Annotated in this window: 14 protein-coding genes and 1 pseudogene; 10 read left to right on the forward strand and 5 right to left on the reverse strand. The window is 68.8% G+C overall.

Translation table 11 applies throughout. The features are described from left to right. Positions 1–87 precede the first annotated feature (87 nt). The 5 genes and pseudogenes from ULB03_RS20525 to ULB03_RS20545 all read right to left on the reverse strand — a co-directional run. Complete coding sequence (locus ULB03_RS20525; RefSeq protein ID WP_322484935.1) at positions 88–1,203, reverse strand: FAD binding domain-containing protein; 1,116 nt, start codon at positions 1,201–1,203, stop codon at positions 88–90. 3 nt (positions 1,204–1,206) lie between these two features. Then, on the reverse strand, positions 1,207–2,445 hold the full coding sequence (locus ULB03_RS20530; RefSeq protein WP_322484936.1) for an MFS transporter: 1,239 nt from the start codon (positions 2,443–2,445) through the stop codon (positions 1,207–1,209). 135 nt (positions 2,446–2,580) lie between these two features. Next, a complete protein-coding gene (locus ULB03_RS20535; RefSeq protein WP_322484937.1) occupies positions 2,581–3,501 on the reverse strand; it encodes an MBL fold metallo-hydrolase in 921 nt (306 codons plus the stop codon). 191 nt (positions 3,502–3,692) lie between these two features. Further along, the gene (locus ULB03_RS20540) at positions 3,693–4,100 is read right to left on the reverse strand and encodes a substrate-binding domain-containing protein (RefSeq protein ID WP_322484938.1); all 408 of its coding nucleotides are present in this window, start codon (positions 4,098–4,100) and stop codon (positions 3,693–3,695) included. Then, positions 4,082–4,699: pseudogene (locus ULB03_RS20545) on the reverse strand (LacI family DNA-binding transcriptional regulator); the annotation flags it as partial. The pseudogene ULB03_RS20545 and the gene ULB03_RS20540, both read right to left, overlap by 19 nt. 178 nt (positions 4,700–4,877) lie before the next feature. Between ULB03_RS20545 and ULB03_RS20550 the strand changes: the two are divergent. The 10 genes from ULB03_RS20550 to ULB03_RS20595 all read left to right on the forward strand — a co-directional run bounded on the left by ULB03_RS20550 (position 4,878) and on the right by ULB03_RS20595 (position 17,914). Then, positions 4,878–5,846, forward strand: a complete 969-nt coding sequence (locus ULB03_RS20550; protein WP_322484939.1) for a sugar phosphate isomerase/epimerase family protein — start codon at positions 4,878–4,880, stop codon at positions 5,844–5,846. A 107-nt stretch (positions 5,847–5,953) separates the two neighbouring features. Further along, positions 5,954–6,631 (forward strand): glutathione S-transferase family protein, encoded by a 678-nt coding sequence (locus tag ULB03_RS20555; protein WP_322484940.1) that lies wholly within the window; start codon positions 5,954–5,956, stop codon positions 6,629–6,631. Positions 6,632–6,746: 115 nt separating this feature from the next. Then, positions 6,747–7,676 carry a DUF2268 domain-containing putative Zn-dependent protease gene (locus tag ULB03_RS20560; protein ID WP_322484941.1) on the forward strand — a complete coding sequence of 310 codons (930 nt, stop codon included), beginning with the start codon at positions 6,747–6,749 and terminating at the stop codon, positions 7,674–7,676. 114 nt (positions 7,677–7,790) lie between these two features. Beyond that, on the forward strand, positions 7,791–9,245 hold the full coding sequence (locus ULB03_RS20565) for an efflux transporter outer membrane subunit (RefSeq protein ID WP_322484942.1): 1,455 nt from the start codon (positions 7,791–7,793) through the stop codon (positions 9,243–9,245). Positions 9,246–9,249: 4 nt separating this feature from the next. Further along, the gene (locus ULB03_RS20570; protein WP_322484943.1) at positions 9,250–9,486 is read left to right on the forward strand and encodes a hypothetical protein; all 237 of its coding nucleotides are present in this window, start codon (positions 9,250–9,252) and stop codon (positions 9,484–9,486) included. Continuing rightward, on the forward strand, positions 9,426–10,457 hold the full coding sequence (locus tag ULB03_RS20575) for an efflux RND transporter periplasmic adaptor subunit (RefSeq protein ID WP_322484944.1): 1,032 nt from the start codon (positions 9,426–9,428) through the stop codon (positions 10,455–10,457). The genes ULB03_RS20570 and ULB03_RS20575 overlap by 61 nt, the downstream gene beginning before the upstream one ends. Continuing rightward, positions 10,454–13,588 (forward strand): multidrug efflux RND transporter permease subunit, encoded by a 3,135-nt coding sequence (locus ULB03_RS20580; protein ID WP_322484945.1) that lies wholly within the window; start codon positions 10,454–10,456, stop codon positions 13,586–13,588. The genes ULB03_RS20575 and ULB03_RS20580 overlap by 4 nt, the downstream gene beginning before the upstream one ends. Positions 13,589–13,614: 26 nt before the next feature. Further along, positions 13,615–14,298: a response regulator transcription factor gene (locus tag ULB03_RS20585; protein WP_145729245.1), complete on the forward strand. Its 684-nt coding sequence runs from the start codon at positions 13,615–13,617 to the stop codon at positions 14,296–14,298. Position 14,299: 1 nt separating this feature from the next. Next, positions 14,300–15,682 (forward strand): sensor histidine kinase, encoded by a 1,383-nt coding sequence (locus ULB03_RS20590; RefSeq protein ID WP_322484946.1) that lies wholly within the window; start codon positions 14,300–14,302, stop codon positions 15,680–15,682. 282 nt (positions 15,683–15,964) lie between these two features. Beyond that, positions 15,965–17,914 carry a methyl-accepting chemotaxis protein gene (locus ULB03_RS20595; protein ID WP_322484947.1) on the forward strand — a complete coding sequence of 650 codons (1,950 nt, stop codon included), beginning with the start codon at positions 15,965–15,967 and terminating at the stop codon, positions 17,912–17,914. Positions 17,915–18,029: the final 115 nt, after the last annotated feature.

Consider the following 18,029-nt stretch of genomic DNA (forward strand, 5'->3'; position numbering starts at 1 on the left):
CATCGGGTGCGGCCGGGAAGGGCTTCGGTGGGGGGACGGCGGTGGGGGTAGGGGTGGAAGTGGGGGTGGTCACGGTGTCCATGGCGCTCACTCCAACGCCGCGCCCAGGCGGCGACCATAGGCGGTGATGGCCGCGCCGGTGGCGCATCGCTCAGCGCTGTACAGCGCCAGCGCGTCGGCCACCGTCGGCGCCTCCGCCAGGTGGCGGCGCAGCGCCAGGGCGTCACCGGCGGCCTTGGCCACGCCCATGGCGGTGTGGGGACGGGCCACGAAGGCGGCGTCGCCCAGCAGGGCGATGCGGCCGGACGCCATCACCGGCGCCTCGTAATCGAAGATCGCTTGGATGAAGGGTGCCGGCTCCGTCGCCACCACGCTGGCGAAGGGTGGCGGCAGCAGACGGGCGGCATCGGATCGCAAGGCGGCCACGGCGGGCGCCCGCACCTGCCCAGGGGACAGGGAATGGGGATGGCACCGCCCTTCCGTGTCGGTCAGCGTGGACGGCAGGGCGGCCGCCGGCACCGGCCTGTACCACACCCAGTTATAGCGCCGCTGGCCCACCGCGATCTCGCCACCCGGCCCCGGCACCAGATAGCCCAGGGCGTGGGATCGCGGCATCATGTAGAAGGCGAAGCGGTCGCGCAGGAGGGCGGCCTCCGCCGGTAACTGGCCCTCGGCGAACAGGCCGCGCCAGGCGACATAGCCGGCATAGCAGTTGGGTGAGGGCGCCCCGGTCACCACCGGCCGCACGACCGAGCCCAGGCCGTCGGCGCCGATGACCAGGTCCGCCTCCTCCTCCCCGCCGTCCACGAACAGCAGGCGGGCGCGGTCCGGTCCCTGGGTCACGGTTCCCACGGCGCGGCCGGTCACGTATTGGTCGCCGGCTACCTTCGATCGCATGACGCGGAACAGATGGTCCCAGGAGATCTGGGTTTGCGGCGTGGCGTGCCGCTCCGCGATGCCGCCGTCGCGATCAAAATAGATGCGCTCGAACGCCACCACGCCGATGCGGGCGACATGGTCGCACCCCACGGCCCGCAGCAGGGTGAACAACTCCCGCTGGCTGACCAGTCCGGCGCCCCGCCCAGCCAAGCCGGTGGTGGAGCGTTCGTAAAGGCGGACATCATGCCCGTCCTGCCGCAACAGGGCCGCCGCGAACAAGCCGCCGACGGAACCGCCGACGATGCGGATGCGCAAGGGTTTCATCGCTCAGCCTCCCGTCCTGGCCACCCGGCGGCGGCGCAGGGTCAGCAGGGCCTGGATGGCGAAGGCCAGGACCGCCAGGCCGCCACCCAGGGTGCAGACGGCGGGCCATTGCCCCACCTTCCACGCGGCGGTGGCGGCGGCGGACCCCACGGCGCCTCCCAGGAACATGCTGCCCATGAACACGGTGTTCAGGCGGCTGCGCGCCTGCGGGTCCAGGGCGAAGACGATGGCCTGGTTGGAGACGAGGGCCCCCTGCATGCCGAAATCCAGGATGATCACCCCGGCCACCATGGCCCAGACATTGGCCCAGGACCCGAACAGCAGCCACGACAGCAGGGTGACGACGGTGCCCAGGCCCACTACCAGGTGCGGCCCCCGCCGGTCCGCCAGGCGTCCGGCGATGGGGGCCGCCACCACGCCCGCGGCGCCGATGACGCCGAACAGGCCGGCCACATCGGCCCCCAGGTTGAAGACCGGCTGCTCCAGCCGCAGCGCCAGCACGGTCCAGAAGGCGGAGAAGGAGGCGAACAGGGCGCCCTGGGTCAGGGCCGCGGCGCGCAGCGCCGGCCGGTGCCGCCACAGCTGCGCGAGCGAGGCCAGCGCCTCACGATAGCGCAGCGTGCTGGCCGGGGCGTGGCGGGGCAGGGTCGCTGCCATCAGCGCGGCGGTGCCCCAGGCCAGCGGCACCGCCAGCCAGAACATGGACCGCCAGCCGTGATGGGTGGCGACGAAGCCGCCCAGCGTGCGGCTGAACAACACGCCGCACAGCAGGCCGCTCATCACCATGCCGATGACGTGGCCGCGCTTGTGCGGCGCCGCCAGGGTGGCGGCCAGGGGCACGATCTGCTGGGCCACGGTGGACAACACCCCGATGAACAGCGAGGCCACCACCAGCCAGGCGGCGGACGGGGCGACGGCGGCCAGCGCCAGCATTACGCCGATGGCCAGCAGTTGCATCACGATCAGGCGCCGCCGGTCCACCAGGTCGCCCAGGGGCACCAGCAGCAACAGGCCGGCGGCGTAGCCCAGCTGGGTCGCCGTCGGCACAAAGCCGGTGAGCACGCTTCCCGCGAACTCACGCTCCAGGATGCCCAGCATGGGTTGGTTGTAATAGATGTTGGCCACGGCGATGCCGCAGGCGGCGGCCATGGCCAGGGTCAGCGCCCCGGTCAAGGCGGGCGCCGGCGATACGGCCGGTGTGTCCGAGGGATGGGTGTCCGAGGGTTGGGGGGCAGGGGTCATCGCTGTGCTCTTTGGGCAGGGGGCGGATACCCATGCAGGATGCCTGAAGCGCCCCCCGCGCGGATTGGACCCCTCTTTCCGGTTTTGAACGCGCTTCGGACAGTCGGGGGTGGTTAAGGCCGTCGCGGCCCCGGTTCAGCGCGCCTGCGTCAATCCCACGGTCGTGTAATTGGCCGGCAGCCAGACATAACGGCCGTCGCGGCGGGCGACATGGCCCAGGCCGGGGAAGGTGATGTGGGCGGCGGCCACCCAGCTGCCCTCCGCCACGGCCTCCGCCATCAGTTGGTCGCGGGCCTGGGCCGCCGCCGCGCTGTCGCTGTCGTATTTCACCGTGGCGGCCGGGTCCGGGAACTGCACCGCCGCCACATGGACGATGTCGCCCCAGGCCAGCAGCGTCTGGCCATCCCGGCTGCGCACGCGATAGGCGGTGTGGCCGGGCGTGTGGCCGGGGCTGGGCAGCGCCTGGATGGCGGGGTTCAACTGCGCCGCGCCGTCGAACGGCTGCACGCGGCCGGCGTCGACATAGGCGCGCAGGCTGTCGATGGCGCCATCGAACATGGGGCCCAGGAAGGCCGGCGCCTTGGCCTTGTTGGCCGGGTTCAGCCAGAAGTCGGCGTCGCGGCGGTTGACGCGGATGATGGCGTTGGGGAAGGCCATGCGGCCCCCCTGGTCCACCCCGCCCACATGGTCGCGGTGCAGGTGGGTCAGATAAATCTCGTCCACCTGCTCGGGCGTGTAGCCGGAGGCCCGCAGGTTGGCCATCAGGTGCCCGCCGTCCGCGCCGTACAGCACCCCGGCGCCGCTGTCGATCAGGATCAGCTTGGTGCCGGTATTGATCAGGAAGGCGTTGATCGACCCCTCCACCGGCGCCGCCAGGTCGGAGGCGGCCAGCAGCGTGTCGGCGTCCGCCATCGGGATGCCGGTCAGCACCTCATGCACGGGGAAGGGATGGGTGCCGTCCAGCAGGGCGGTGACCTCGATATCCCCCAGCATCATGCGGTAGAAGCCGGGCGCCTGCGTTCGGGCCTGCGGCGCCGCGGCCTGGGCCGGGGGCACGGATATCGCGGCCAGGCAGAGGGCTGCGGTCAACGCCAGGGCGGCGGCTGTCGCCAGGCGTGGGGGGAAGCGGTCATCGTCGTTTCACCAGGCAGTCGGATCCGCGCCCAGGATCGCCGCGCCGGCCCCGCCCGTCTTGGCGCTTTCGCCGTCCTTTTGTCACTCAGTGGGGTTTATTGTGCGCCCGGGGGTCAACCGCGCACCGGCCCCGTGCTGCCGCGCACGGCCAGACGGTGCGGCAGGGTGATGGATCGGGGGGCGTCCTGCCCGCCGCGCAGGATGTCCAGCAACAGGGCCACCGCCGTCCGCCCCAGATCCTCCATGGGCTGGTTGACCGTGGTCAGCGCCGGATCCAGGTAGCGGGCGAAGCGGATGTCATCGAAGCCCACCAGGGACACATCGTCCGGGCAGCGGCGGCCGCGGTGGCGCGCGGCGGCCAGGGCGCCCATGGCCATCTCATCGCTGAAGCAGAACAGGGCGGTGGGCGTGTCGGCGGCGGCCAGCAGGCTTTCGGCCTCCCGCTCCCCAATTCCACGGAGAAGTCGCCGGTGGCGATGCGCAGCCCCGCTTCCGCGCCGTGGCGGGCGGCGGCGGTCCACACGCCGGCCAGGCGGTCGCGGCTGAGGGGGCTGGCAAGCGGGCCGGTGATGACGCCGATGGTGCGGTGGCCCAGGCCGTACAGCAGATCCATGGCCTCCGTCGCGGCGGCGGTGTTGTCGATGTGGGCGCTGGACACGCCCAGGTCGGGGCTGAACTCGCAGCCATTGACCACCGGCGCCTTGGCGCCCTGCCGCACGATCAACTCCGCCAATGTGTCAGGTAGGCGATGGCCCAGGAAGATCAAGCCGTCCGCCTCTTTCCGGCGCAGCATGCAGGCGTACTGCTCCTCCCGCTCCGTGCTGTGGCGGGTGTCGCCCAGCAGCACGGAATATCCCGCGGCCTGCGCCGCCTCCTCCGCCCCGCGGATGACGCTGGAGAAAAAGGGGTTGGAGATGTCGGGCACCGTCACGACGATCTTGGCCGTGCGTAGGGTGCGCAGGCTCTTGGCGGCGTAGTTGGGCTCATAGCCCAGCGCGTCGATCGCGGCCTGGACCCGTTGGCGCGTCTCCTCGCTGACCACCGACGGGGTGCTCAGGACGCGGGAGACGGTGGCGGTGGAAACATGGGCCCGGCGGGCCACGTCTTGAATGGTCGGCATGGGATGGGAGGGTGCCTTTTGATCGACGCCGCCTGCAAGGGTTGCGAGGGTGGGACCCGGCTGTTAGGGTGATGTAATCGATTTCAGGCCAGGCGCCGGGCGACAGGGCGCGCTAGGCAGGGTGCCGATGTTCCATGCCCTGCTGGGCCTATGACAAAAACGACCGGAGGAACCGCCCATGATCACGACGCGAGCCAGCCGCCGCGCCTTCGTCGGTGGTGGCGCGGCCCTGGCCGGCCTGGGCCTTGCCCGACTGTCCGCCGCCGCGCCAACACCCTTTTTCAAGGACAAGGGCCTGCCCATCGGCCTGCAGCTTTACACCCTGGGCGACCTGGGGGAGAAGGACTTGCCTGGCGCGCTGGCGGCGGTGGCGGCCATGGGCTATCGCGCGGTGGAACTGCCGGGCTTCTACGGCCGCACCGCGGGTGACATGGCGGCGGCGCTGAAGGCCGCTGGGCTGGTGTGCGACAGCGCCCACGTCACTGCGCAAGGATCGGGGGTGGCGCCCAGCCTGTCCGGCGATCTGGACGCGCTGGTGCGCGACGCCCACACCATCGGGTTGAAATTCATCGTCATGCCCATGTTCACCGTGCCGGCGCGCCTGGGCGCGCCGCGGGCGGGCGAGGGCTTCGGTGATTTCCTGGCCCGCGTCGCGGCGCAGTTCACCGCTGACGACTGGAAGGCCCAGGCCGCCTTCCTGAACGACAAGGGGGCTATGCTGAAGCGGGCCGGGCTGAACCTGGCCTATCACAACCACAACCCCGAATTCGCGCCAGTGGCCGGCGGTACGGCCACCGGCTACGACATCCTGCTGGCCGAAACCGATCCGGATCTGGTCAAGATGGAGATGGACGCCGGCTGGGTGGCCGCTGCGGGACTCGATCCGGTGGCGCTCTTGCGGGCCCATCCCGGCCGCTTCCGCCTGATGCATGTGAAGGACGTGAAGGCCGGCACCGCCCCCAACACCCTGCTGAAGATGGACCCGGCGGAGGTGGGCGGTGGCACCCTGGATTGGCGCCGCATCTTGCCCGCCGCCCACGCCGCCGGCATCAACCACTTCTATGTCGAGCAGGAACCCCCCTTCGCCCGTCCCCGGCTGGAGGCGGCGCGGCTCAGCGCCGACTACCTGGGCAAACTGGCGATATGACGCGACGGGCATCAGGCCTATATTGTCCTTGGGACAATATAGGCCATGCGCGCGGCGGGCTTCGGGGAAGATTGGGCGGCCCGCCCCTTTTCCCGGAGAGCGCCCCCATGCCCCACACCCCGCCTCCCCATCCCCTTTTTGCCGGCAAGCCCACCGTCATCGGCCGCGCCACGTCCATCAACGTGCGCAAGGTGCTGTGGACCTGTGCCGAGATCGGCCTGGACCATCACTTCGACAGCGACTGGGTGGGGGATGCGGCCGTCCGCCGGCGTGATGAGCTGCTGGCCCTCAACCCCAACGGCCAGTTCCCGGTGCTGGTCGAGGGCGAGGGGGCCCAGCGGCAGGTGCTGTGGCAGTCCAACACCATTTGCCGCCACCTGGCCACGGTGGCGGGCCGTGACGACCTGCTGCCCACGGCGCCGCGCGCCCGGGCGGTGGTGGAGCAGTGGATGGATTGGCAGGTCAGCGACCTCAACCCCGCCTGGCGCTATGCCTACCTGGCCCTGGTGCGCCGGATGCCGGGCTTCACCCACGCCGATGAAATCGCGGCCAGCGTGACCGCCTGGAACCAGGCCATGGTCCTGCTGGATCGGCAGTTGGCGCGTACCGGCGCCCATGTCACCGGCCCCACCTTCACCTTGGCGGATATCGTTCTGGCGCTGTCCGCCAACCGCTGGCGCCTGACCCCCATGGACCATGCCCATTGCCCCGCGGTGGACGCCTGGCTGGACCGGCTGGCGGTGCGGCCGGGCTTCACCGCCCATGTGGGGCCTGGCATACCGTAAGGCTTGCGCGCCATGCCGGCGCCACCCATCATCGCCGCCAACAAAGACAGCGGCCAAAGCGGCTGGCCAAAAGCGGCTGGCCAGCAGGGGTGGGCGAAGAGGGGTGGGGATGGACATGCGATTCTGGACCTGGGCGGTGGCGGGATTGTTGGTCCTGGCAGGCCCGGCGCGGGCGGCTGCACCCGAAATCCGTATCCAGGACGTCATCGACTTCTATCGTGTCTATGATGCCGGCGGGGGCGTGCCCACCGCGACCGCCTTGCAAGGCTACCTGGATCACGGCAGCGACGGGCTGCACCAGTTCGTGGACCTGCGCCACCTGACGGGCGAGTCCCTGGCGGCGGCCATGGAAAAGCATCCCCGGATGTTCGCGGATGCCAAGACCTGCCTGGACGTGCTGCCGGCGGTGAAGCGGCGCCTGGCCCAGGCCCTGCCCCGTCTGGGCCAGATTTATCCCCCAGCCAAATTCCCGCCCATCACCATCCTGGTGGGGCAGGGCAACACCGGCGGCACCACTAGCGCGTCCGGCGTGCTGGTGGGGCTGGAGGCGCTGTGCGGCGCCAGCTGGATGGACCCCAATCCGGAGGACCGCTTCGTCCATCTGGTGGCCCATGAATACATCCATGTGCAGCAGCCGGCGGCCCAGACGGAGCCAGAGCATCCCACCCTGCTATTCCCCACCCTGATCGAGGGTGGGGCGGAGTTCCTGGCCGAACTGATTTCCGGCGATGTCGGCTATGTCCGGCTGAAGCGCTGGGCCAAGGGGCGCGAAAAGGAGATCGAGATCCAATTCGTCGCCGATCAGGACAAGACCGACCTGAAAGCCTGGCTTTACAATGGCGTCGGCACGGATGAGCGACCGGGGGACCTCGCCTACTGGGTGGGCTATCGCATCACCAAGGCCTATTACGTCCATGCCAAGGACAAGCGCCAGGCCATCGCCCGCATCCTGACCATCAACGCCGACACCGCGAAGGCCTTCCTGGCCGACAGCGGCTGGGCGCCGGGCATGTCCCTGCCCGAGACGGTGCCGTTGCCGGAGTGAGGGGCAGGGTCCCCAACCCGGCGTCCCGGCGGCTCAGATTAAGCAAAGTTAATGAATCGCCCACGCTGGCTAAATCCCGCCGGCGTTAGCGTCCCGCCCAAGGTGCACAAACCCTTGGCTTCCTGTGACCTGGACGATGCCGCCAATGTCTCCCCCCTTTCTCATCGCGCCCCCCGGTTCCGCGCCCTTCAGCGGTGCTGGCTGGCGGGTGCCGCCGCGCTGGCGCTGGCCGGCTGTTCCGTGGGACCGGATTACCAGCGCCCCGCCACCCTGCCACCGGCGGCATGGCAGGAGGCCGCGCCCAAGGCGGGCGCGCCCGTCTGGCCAGCCGCCGATTGGTGGAAGGGCTTCGGTTCCGCCCAGCTGGACGCCTACATCGCCCAGGCGCAGACGGCCAACGACGACCTGGCCGCCGCCATGGCCCGGGTGCGCGAGGCCGACGCCCAGGCCCAGGTGTCCGGGGCCGCGCTGCTGCCCAGTGTCGGTGCCAGCGCCGACGTCGACCACCAGCGGGCCAAAAGCTCCGGCGTGGCCCAGACATCCACGGCGCATAGCCTGGGCCTGAGCGCCAGTTACGAACTGGACTTCTGGGGCAAGAACCGGGCGACCGCCACCGCCGCCCTCGCCACCGCCGACGCCAGCCGTTACGATCTCGAAACAGTGCGCCTGACGGTGTTGAGCAGTGTCGCCACCAGCTATTTCCAGGGGCTGGAGCTGCGGGAACAGGTGCGGGTGGCGGAGGACAACCTGGCCAACGCCCAGGCCACCCTGGACGGCCTGCGCCGCCAGGCCGACGCCGGCATCGCCACGGCGCTGGACGTGGCGCAGCAGGAAACCACCGTCTCCACCCTCAGCGCCAAGATCCCGCCGCTGCGTCAGCAATACCGCCAGTCTGTGCATGCCCTGGCCATCCTGCTGGGCCAGATGCCGGAGGCGGTGGACCTGGCGCAGGGGGACACCCTGGCCAAGCTGTCGCTGCCCGCGGTGACGCCGGGCCTGCCGTCCGAGCTGCTGGCCCGCCGGCCCGACGTGGCCCAGGCGGAGGCGCAGTTGCGCGCCGCCAACGCCAACATCACCGTGGCCCGCGCCGCCTTCTTCCCCGCCATCGACCTGACGGCGTCGGGCGGCTACGCCAGCACCGCCCTGTCACATCTGTTCGATCCGGGCAGCGCCATCTTCTCCCTGGCCGCCGGACTGACCCAGCCCATCTTCCAGGGCGGGGCGCTGGAGGGGCAGTACGCCAACACCCAGGCCCGCTATGACGAGCTGGTGGCCACATACCGCAAGTCCGTCCGTTCCGCCTTCTCGAACGTCGAGGACTCGCTGACCGCCGTGCGCGAGACGACGGAGCAGTTGGCGCGGCAGGAGCAGGCGACGGCAACGGCCCGCCATGCGTACGAACTGGCGCAGGCGCAACTGGCCGCCGGCACCATCACCGTCCTGACGGTCCTCAATACGGAAACCGCCTTGTTCACCGCCAACGATGCCTTGGTCCAGGCCCGCTACGCCCGCCTGCAGGCCTTGGTCGGTTTGTACAACGCCCTGGGCGGCGGCTGGAAGCAGAGCTGACATCATGAGCGAGAACCCGATCCTGAAGCCCCTTCGCATCAGCCGCACCCGGGCCGTCATGGCCGGACTGGGCGGCATCTTCATCCTGGCCGCCGCCGGTGCCGAGCTGCTGCCCAGCACCGCTGGCAAGGCCGCCCCCCGTCAGCCAAGGGCGGCGGTGCCGTCGCTGTGGACACGGCCGTGGCCACCCCGGCCGACGCGCCCGTCTACTTGGCCGGCCTGGGCTCGGTTCAGTCGCTGAACACGGTGACGGTCACGACGCGCGTGGATGGCGCCTTGGACAAGGTCGCCTTCACCGAAGGCCAGACGGTGAAGCCGGGCGACCTGTTGGCGCAGATCGACCCGCGCCTCTATCAGGCGGCCTACGACCAGGCGCTGGCCACCAAGGCCAAGGACGAGGCGCAGTTGGCCAACGCCCGCGCCGACCTGGAACGCTACACCCGCCTGGCGCCACAGAACCTGGCCAGCAAGCAGACGGTGGACACGGCCAAGGCCCAGGTCGACCAGTTGCTGGCCCAGATCAAAAGCGACCAGGCCGCCATCGACAACGCCAAGACCCAGCTGGACTACACCCACATCACCAGCCCCATCCAGGGGCGGACGGGCATCCGCATGGTCGATCCCGGCAACAACCTGCACGCGGCCAGCGGCACCGGCATCGTGGTGGTGACGCAGATGCAACCCATCTCCGTCATCTTCACCCTGCCGGAAGAGGATCGGCTGGCCGTCAGCCAGGCCATGGGCCAGGGGCCGCTGACCGTCACCGCCGTGTCGCGCGACGGCAAGACGGACCTGGCCACCGGCACCGTCATGCTGGTCGACAACCAGATCGACCAGACCACCGGCACCGTGCGGCTGAAGGCCCAGTTCCCCAACACCGATGAGCACCTGTGGCCGGGCCAGTTCGTGAACGTGAAGGTGCTGAGGCAGACCCGCCGGGGGGCGCTGACCATTCCCAGCGTCGCCCTGCAGCGCGGGCCTAACGGCCTCTACGTCTATGTCGTGAGGCCGGACTCCACGGTGGAGATGCGCGCCATCGAAACGGCGGAGACGGTGGGCGACGCCGTCGTGGTGACCAAGGGCCTGCAGGCCGGTGAGCGCGTCACCACCAGCAACGCCTATCGCCTGCAACCCGGCGCCAAGGTGGCGCTGGCCGGCGAGGCCAAGACGGCCGACGCGACACCCGCCAATGCCGGAGGCACCCAGCCATGAGCCTCTCCAGCCCCTTCATCACCCGGCCCATCGCCACCTCGCTCCTGATGCTGGGCATTCTGCTGGTGGGCATGGTGGCCTATCCGCTGCTGCCGGTGGCGCCGCTGCCGCAGGTGGACTTCCCCACCATCCAGGTGTCGGCCAACCTGCCGGGCGCCAGTCCGGAAACCATGGCGTCCAGTGTGGCCCAGCCGCTGGAAACCCAGTTTTCCGCCATTCCCGGCGTCGGCCAGATGACGTCGACCAGCACCCTGGGCAGCACCCAGATAACCTTGCAGTTCGACCTGAACCGCAACATCGACGCCGCGGCCCAGGACGTGCAGACGGCCATCGACGCCGCCGGCGGCCAGTTGCCCAAGAACCTGCCGTCGCCGCCCACATACCGCAAGATCAACCCGGCCGACAGCTCCATCCTGGTGTACTCGGTCCACTCCAGCAACCTGCCCCTGACCACGGTGGACGACTACGCCGAGAACGTCATCGCCCAGCGCCTGTCGCAGATTCCGGGCGTGGGCCAGGTGTCCATCGGCGGGCAGCAGAAGCCGGCGGTACGGGTGCAGGTGGACCCGGCCAAGATCGCTGCCCTGGGCATCCAGCTTGAGGACATCGCCACCGTCATCCCCACGGCCACGGTCAACGCGCCCAAGGGGTCGATCAACGGCGTCCAGCACAACTTCGTCATCTACAACAACGACCAGCTGCTGAAGGCGGAGCCGTGGAACGACGTCATCGTCGCCTATCGCAACGGGGCGCCGGTGCGCATCCGCGATATCGGCGTGGCGGTGGACGGGCCGGAGAACACGCAGTTGCTGGCCTGGCAGAACAACGGCCCCGGCATCATGCTGCAGGTGTTCAAGCAGCCGGGCGCCAACATCATCGACATCGTGTCGCGGGTGGAGGCCACGCTGCCGCAGGTGATGGCGGCGGTGCCCCCCGGCGTGAAGATGGACAAGGTCATCGACCGCACCACCACCATCAAGGCGTCGGTGGAGGATGTGCAGTTCACCCTGCTGCTGACCATCTTCCTGGTGGTCATGGTCATCTTCCTGTTCCTGCGCAACCTGTGGGCCACGCTGATCCCCGGCGTGACCGTGCCGCTGGCCCTGTTCGGCACGGCGGCGCTGATGTACCTGCTGGGCTTCAGCCTGGACAACCTGTCGCTCATGGGCCTGACCATCGCCGTGGGCTTCGTCGTCGACGACGCCATCGTGATGGTGGAGAACATCTACCGCCACATCGAGGAGGGCATGTCGCCCAAGGAGGCGGCGCTGAAGGGCGCGGGGGAGATCGGCTTCACCATCATGTCCATCAGCGTGTCGCTGGTGGCCGTGTTCATCCCCCTGCTGCTCATGGGCGGTATCGTCGGCCGGCTGATGCGTGAATTCGCCATCACCGTGACCATGACCATCGCCGTCTCCGCCTTCGTGTCGCTGACCCTGTCGCCGATGATGAGCGCCTTGTTCCTGAAGGATGAGAAGCACGCGCGGCACGGCCGGGCCTACATGGTCATCGAGGGGTGCTTCGACTGGCTGGTGAACCGGTATGCCCGGGGCCTGGACTTCGTGCTACGGCACCAGCGTATGACCCTGATGGTGTTCTTCGCCACGGTGGCGGCCACGGTGGCGCTCTACATCGCTATCCCCAAGGGCTTCTTCCCGCAGCAGGACACCGGCATCATCGCCGGCTTGGCCGACGCCTCGCAGGACGTGTCCTTTAACGAGATGGTGCGGTTGCAGCACCAGTTGACCGACATCGTCGCCCAGGACCCGGACGTGGCCGCCTGGGCCACCTCCGTCGGCGGCGGCTCACGGCCCATCAACAACGGCTTCATCGTCATCGGCCTGAAGCCGCGCGACCAGCGCACCGCCAGCGCCGACCAGATCATCGCGCGGCTGCGGCCCAAGCTGGCCAAGGTGAAGGGTGCCACCCTGTTCCTGCAGGCCAGCCAGGACCTGAATGTGGGCGGCCGCCTGGCGCGCACCCAGTACCAGTACACCCTGCAGGACGCCGATTTGGGCGAGTTGAACGACTGGGCACCCAAGCTGCTGGAGAAGCTCAAGGGCCTACCGCAGTTGCGCGACGTCGCCACCGACCAGCAGACCAACGGCACCACCCTGAACCTGGTGATCGACCGCGACCAGGCCGCCCGCTTCGGCATCCAGCCCTCGCTGATCGACAGCACCCTGTACGACGCCTTCGGCCAGCGGCAGGTGACCCAGTATTTCACCCAGCTGAACAGCTATCACGTCGTGCTGGAAATCACGCCGGACCTGCAGTCCAGCCCCGACACCCTGAACAAGCTGTACATCAAGTCACCGGTGACCGGTCAGCAGGTGCCGCTGTCCACCTTCGTGAAGTACGACACCGACCACGTCAATTTCCTGTCCATCAACCATCTGGGCCAGTTCCCGGCGGTGACCCTGTCGTTCAACCTGGCGCCGGGCGTGTCGCTGGGCGAGGCGGTGCAGGTCATCCAGCAGGCCCAGGCCGAAATGGGCATGCCATCTTCGGTCAACGGCACCTTCCAGGGCACGGCCCAGGCCTTCCAGGCCTCGCTGGCGACCCAGCCCTACCTGATCGCGGCGGCGCTGGTGGCCGTCTACATCATCCTGGGCATGCTGTATGAAAGCTACATCCACCCGCTGACCATCCTGTCCACCCTGCCGTCGGCGGGCGTGGGGGCCCTGCTGATGCTCATGGTCTTCCACTATGACCTGTCGGTCATCGCGCTCATCGGCATCATCCTGCTGATCGGCATCGTGAAGAAGAACGGCATCATGATGGTGGACTTCGCCATCCAGGCGGAACGGGAACACCACATGGCGCCCATTGAGTCCATCCGCCAGGCCTGCCTGTTGCGCTTCCGGCCCATCATGATGACCACCATGGCGGCTCTGCTCGGCGCCCTGCCGCTGATGCTGGAGAACGGCACGGGTTCGGAGCTGCGCAAGCCGCTGGGCGTTACCATGGTGGGCGGCCTGATTTTGAGCCAGATCCTGACCCTGTTCACCACGCCTGTGGTTTATCTCTACCTGGACCGGGTGAACGAGTGGCTGACGCGTCGGGGCAAGGCCAAGGCGGGGCATGAAGGTCACACCCGGCCGCAGGCGGCCCTGGGGACGGGCGATTAAGGGGGATGCGCCATGAGGGTGCTGCCATGAAGGTGCTGTTGGTCGAGGATAACGAGCGGGTGGCGCGCTTCGTCGTGAAGGGACTGCGCGAGGCGGGCCACACCGTGGAGCATGTCGACAACGGGCGCGACGGCATGTTCCAGGCGACCGGCGAACCGTTCGACGTCATCGTCATGGACCGCATGCTGCCCGGCGACATCGATGGCCTGACCATCATCGAGACCCTGCGCAAGATGGGGACCCAGACGCCGGTGCTGATCCTGAGCGCGCTCAGCAGCGTGGATGAGCGCATCAAGGGCCTGCGCAGCGGCGGTGACGACTACCTGACCAAGCCCTTCGCCTTCGGCGAGCTGCTGGCCCGGCTGGACGCGCTGATGCGCCGCTCGCCCACCGGCGCCGCCCCGGAAACCAGCCTGGCGGTGGGGGATTTGCGCATGAACCTGCTGTCGCGCAAGGTCACGCGGGGGGAGCGCGCCATCGCCCTGCAGAACCAGGAGTTTAAGCTGCTGGAATACCTGATGCGGCATGTCGACCAGGTGGTCACCCGCACCATGCTGTTGGAAGGGGTCTGGGGCTATCACTTCGATCCCCAGACCAACGTGGTCGACGTGCACATCAGCAAGCTGCGCCAGAAGATCGAAGGGGAGGGGGAGCCGCCGCTGCTGCGCACGGTGCGCAACGCCGGCTACATGATGACGGCCGGGGGCTGACGTGGCGCCCGCCCCCGTTCTGCCCCTGCGCTCCTCCGCCTTCACCCTGGCGCTCAGCTATGTGCTGCTGGGGCTGGTGACCCTGGTGCTGTTCGCCGCACCCCTGGGCTATGCCTGGCGGGTCACCATCGATGACGGCCGCACCGAGATATTGCAGGAGGACGCGCAGCGCTTCGCCGAGGTGTTCCGCCAGCGCGGACCCGACGGGCTGGCGGCCTTCCTCAACGAACGCATGAGCATGCAGATCGCGGCGGAGCGCATCCTGCTGCTGACCGATCCGGCACATGCCGTGCTGGCCGGCAACCTGCCGGCCTGGCCCGCCGACGTGCCGGAGCGTCCAGGCGCCTACACCGCGCCCATCACGCTCAACGGCAAGACGATACAGGCGCGGTTGGTCCACATGGTTCTGCCCGGCGGCTATCACCTGCTGGTGGCGCGGGACATGGCCCACTTCCGTCCCCTGGAACAGCGCTTCTGGTACAGCCTGCTGGCGGCCATGGGCGTGCTGCTGCTGTTGGGTATGCTGGGCGGCTTCCTCATCCGCCGCGCGGTGCTGCGCCGCATCGACGACCTGAGCCGCACCGTCACCGGCATCGTCCAGGGTGACCTGTCGCGGCGCCTGCCCACCGCCCGGGGGCAGGATGAGTTCAACACCCTGTCGCGCACCATCAACGGCATGCTGGACCAGATCGAGCATCTGGTGCACGGCGTGCGCAACGTCTCCAACGCCATCGCCCACGATTTGCGCACCCCCTTGGCGGAGTTGCGCTCGCGGTTGGAGGAGGTGAGCGTCACCCGCCCCTCCGTGACCGAGACCTATGCCGAGGTGGACGGGGCGGTGGCCGACGTCGACCGCGTCATCGGCATCTTCAACGCCCTGCTGCGCCTGGCGGAGATCGACACCGGCGCCCGCCGCTCCGGCTTCGCCGAGGTCAACGTGGCGGAGGTGGCGGCCGGGGCCGTGGAGTTCTACCTGCCGGCGGCGGAGCTGAAGGGCGTTTCCCTGGCCTTCCAAGGGGACCTGGGCCAAGGGGACACGGGCATGGCGACCATCCCGGGCGACCCCGTGCTGCTGGCCCAGGCGGTGGGCAACCTGATCGACAACGCCTTGAAGTTCACGCCCGAGGGCGGCGCGATCGTGGTGCAGGTCGCCAGCGGCGCCGACGGCAAGGTTGAGATGTCGGTCAGCGACAACGGCCCCGGCATCCCCGATGAGGAAAAGCCCCGGGTGACGGAGCGCTTCTATCGCGGTGACGCCGGCCGCGGCACCCCCGGCGTGGGCCTGGGCCTCAGCCTTGTCAGCGCCGTCGCCAAGCTGCACGGCGGCGCCTTAGACCTGACGGACAACCGTCCGGGGCTCACGGCGCGGATGCGGCTGGCCTAGGGCCCCATGCGTCGGGTGTAGTCCTCCACCTCGGCCACGCGCCGCCGCAATCCATCCGCAGGTCGGCCTAGGTCCGCTCGAAGCCAAGATGTCTCCTGCTCCGGGCGAAGGCGATTGCTCTTTAAAGGTGCAGACGCGGAAAACTTCTCGCAGATGCAAAAATTTGGCGTTTAACAACCCTGGAATCTGATCTAGTCTGTTGCTTAATGGGGCTGGCCTTGACCGCCCCTATAACAGACATGACAGTGCGAGGGGGCAATGAACTCCACACAGTATGCTGGCATGCGCGCAATTGAGCAGTCGGGCAAACGAACGAAGTTTGTCTATAGGATTGTTGCTTTCACCGCAATATTTGTGGCCTTGGCGTTCAGTGTACTGGGATACGTGATTTATTCTGTATCCGGCGATACTCTAACCACACAAATCAATACACAGATCAAATCAACCGGCGAGTCGGCAGCCGATGGCATCCAGAAATGGCTGATGGGCCGCGTTTCGCTGGTGCGGAACCTGGCCGACGACGTGGCGGCCGGTGACGGCGCCCCGGTCATGAGCCTGCTGCGGGGGCCGACGCTGAGCGGCACCTTCAGCCCCGTCTATTACGGCGACGCCGCCGGCGTCTTCACCATGGTCCCGGCGCTGGATTTGCCGCCCGGCTATGATCCGCGCCAGCGCGGCTGGTACAAGGCGGCCGATGGCGCGCGGCAGACCATCATGACGCAGCCTTATGTCAGCGCGTCGGGTGGCAACCTGGTGCTGACCATCGCCAGCCCGGTCATGAAGAATGGCGCCTTGGCGGGCGTGGCCGCCGGCGACCTTGACCTGGACATGGTCAAGACCTTCCTCAAGTCCTTCGACCTGGGCGGCAACGGCCAGGTGTTCCTGATCGACGGCGACGGCACGGTGCTGGTCCACCCCGACAAGGACCGGGTGATGAAGAAGCTGGCCGACGGCTTCGACATCCAGAAGCACCTGGGCCGCACGCCGGAGCAAGAGGGCGACACCCTGATCTCCTTCTACCCCATCAAGGACCTGCCCTCGGCCCGTTGGTACGTGGGCGTGACCATGGACGCGGCCAAGGCCTTCGGGCCCCTGCGCTCCCTGGGCATGCTGATCCTGGTGGCCACGGGCGGCACGGTGGCGGTGCTGGTGTTGCTGCTGGGCTTCGTGACTTATCGCCTGGTGGCGCGGCCCATCGATGAGATCACCGGCACCATGATCGCGCTCAGCGAGGGCGCCATCGACGTGCCCACGCCGGCGGTGGAGCGGCGGGACGAGATCGGTGCCATGGCCCGCGCGCTGGAGGTGTTCAAGCGCAACGCGACCGAGGTGGCCAAGCTGCACCAGGAACGAACCCAGATGCAGGAGGAGGCGGAGCGCAAGCGCCGCGCCCTGGCGGAACGGCTGGCCAGCGATTTCGAGGCCAACGTCTCCTCCGTCCTGAAGCTGGTGTCCCAGGCCAGCGGCCAGGTCGATGCGCAGAGCAATCACCTGGCGGCGGGACTGGCCGACGCGCGGCGCAGCAGCGACGCCGTGCGTGCGGCCACGGATGAGACGTCCACCAGCGTGGAGACGGTGGCGGTGGCGGCGGAGCAGCTGTCCGCCTCCATCGGGGAAATCGCCACGCGCGTGACCCAAAGCGCCGAGATCGCCACCGACACAGCCACCCGCGCCGAAACCGCCCGCCGCACCATCGAGCATCTGGCTGGCCAGATGGAAAAGATCACGGAGATCGTGAACCTGATCACCCAGATCGCCAGCCAGACCAACCTGCTGGCCCTCAACGCCACCATCGAGGCGGCGCGGGCCGGGGAGGCGGGCAAGGGCTTCGCGGTCGTGGCCTCGGAGGTCAAGAGCCTGGCCAACCAGACGGCCAAGGCGACGGAGGACATCACGGCCCAGATCGAGGCGACGCAGCAGGCCAGCAGCCGGGCGGTGGCCGAGGTCCGTTCCATCGCCGAGGTGTCGGCCCGCGCGCAGGAAGTGGCGGCCAACATCGCCTCCGCCGTGGAGCAGCAGGGGGCGGCGACGCGGGAAATCTCCCAGAACGCCAGTATCGTCGCCCGCGGCACCCGGGCCGTCACCACCAACATCCATGCCGTCAGCGATGTGGTGGTGGACAGCGCCGACCGCGCCAGCCACGTGCTGGGCACCGCCGGCGAACTGGCGCAGCAGTTGAAGGCCCTGGACGAACAGGTCAGCCGCTTCGTCACCGCGGTGCGGGCGGCGTGATGCCGCGGGCGCCATATGACGGGGATGTGACAAGCGCTTGTTTTTAAAAAGTTAACTTGGGTACGGCTGGCGATAGGGCACACTTTCTCCCCACCATTGGGACCACCGTCGGGTC

The organism is Nitrospirillum goiasense, from assembly GCF_034427435.1.
Taxonomy (GTDB): Bacteria; Pseudomonadota; Alphaproteobacteria; order Azospirillales; family Azospirillaceae; genus Nitrospirillum.

Excerpts from the sequence above, each read along its gene's own strand:
- ULB03_RS20525 (WP_322484935.1), bottom strand. The coding sequence starts at position 1,203 with ATGAAACCCTTGCGCATCCGCATCGTCGGCGGTTCCGTCGGCGGCTTG.
- ULB03_RS20570 (WP_322484943.1), top strand. The coding sequence starts at position 9,250 with ATGAGCGAGAACCCGATCCTGAAGCCCCTTCGCATCAGCCGCACCCGG.
- ULB03_RS20595 (WP_322484947.1), top strand. The coding sequence starts at position 15,965 with ATGCGCGCAATTGAGCAGTCGGGCAAACGAACGAAGTTTGTCTATAGG.
- ULB03_RS20580 (WP_322484945.1), top strand. The coding sequence starts at position 10,454 with ATGAGCCTCTCCAGCCCCTTCATCACCCGGCCCATCGCCACCTCGCTC.
- ULB03_RS20555 (WP_322484940.1), top strand. The coding sequence starts at position 5,954 with ATGCCCCACACCCCGCCTCCCCATCCCCTTTTTGCCGGCAAGCCCACC.
- ULB03_RS20530 (WP_322484936.1), bottom strand. The coding sequence starts at position 2,445 with ATGACCCCTGCCCCCCAACCCTCGGACACCCATCCCTCGGACACACCG.
- ULB03_RS20585 (WP_145729245.1), top strand. The coding sequence starts at position 13,615 with ATGAAGGTGCTGTTGGTCGAGGATAACGAGCGGGTGGCGCGCTTCGTC.
- ULB03_RS20550 (WP_322484939.1), top strand. The coding sequence starts at position 4,878 with ATGATCACGACGCGAGCCAGCCGCCGCGCCTTCGTCGGTGGTGGCGCG.
- ULB03_RS20560 (WP_322484941.1), top strand. The coding sequence starts at position 6,747 with ATGCGATTCTGGACCTGGGCGGTGGCGGGATTGTTGGTCCTGGCAGGC.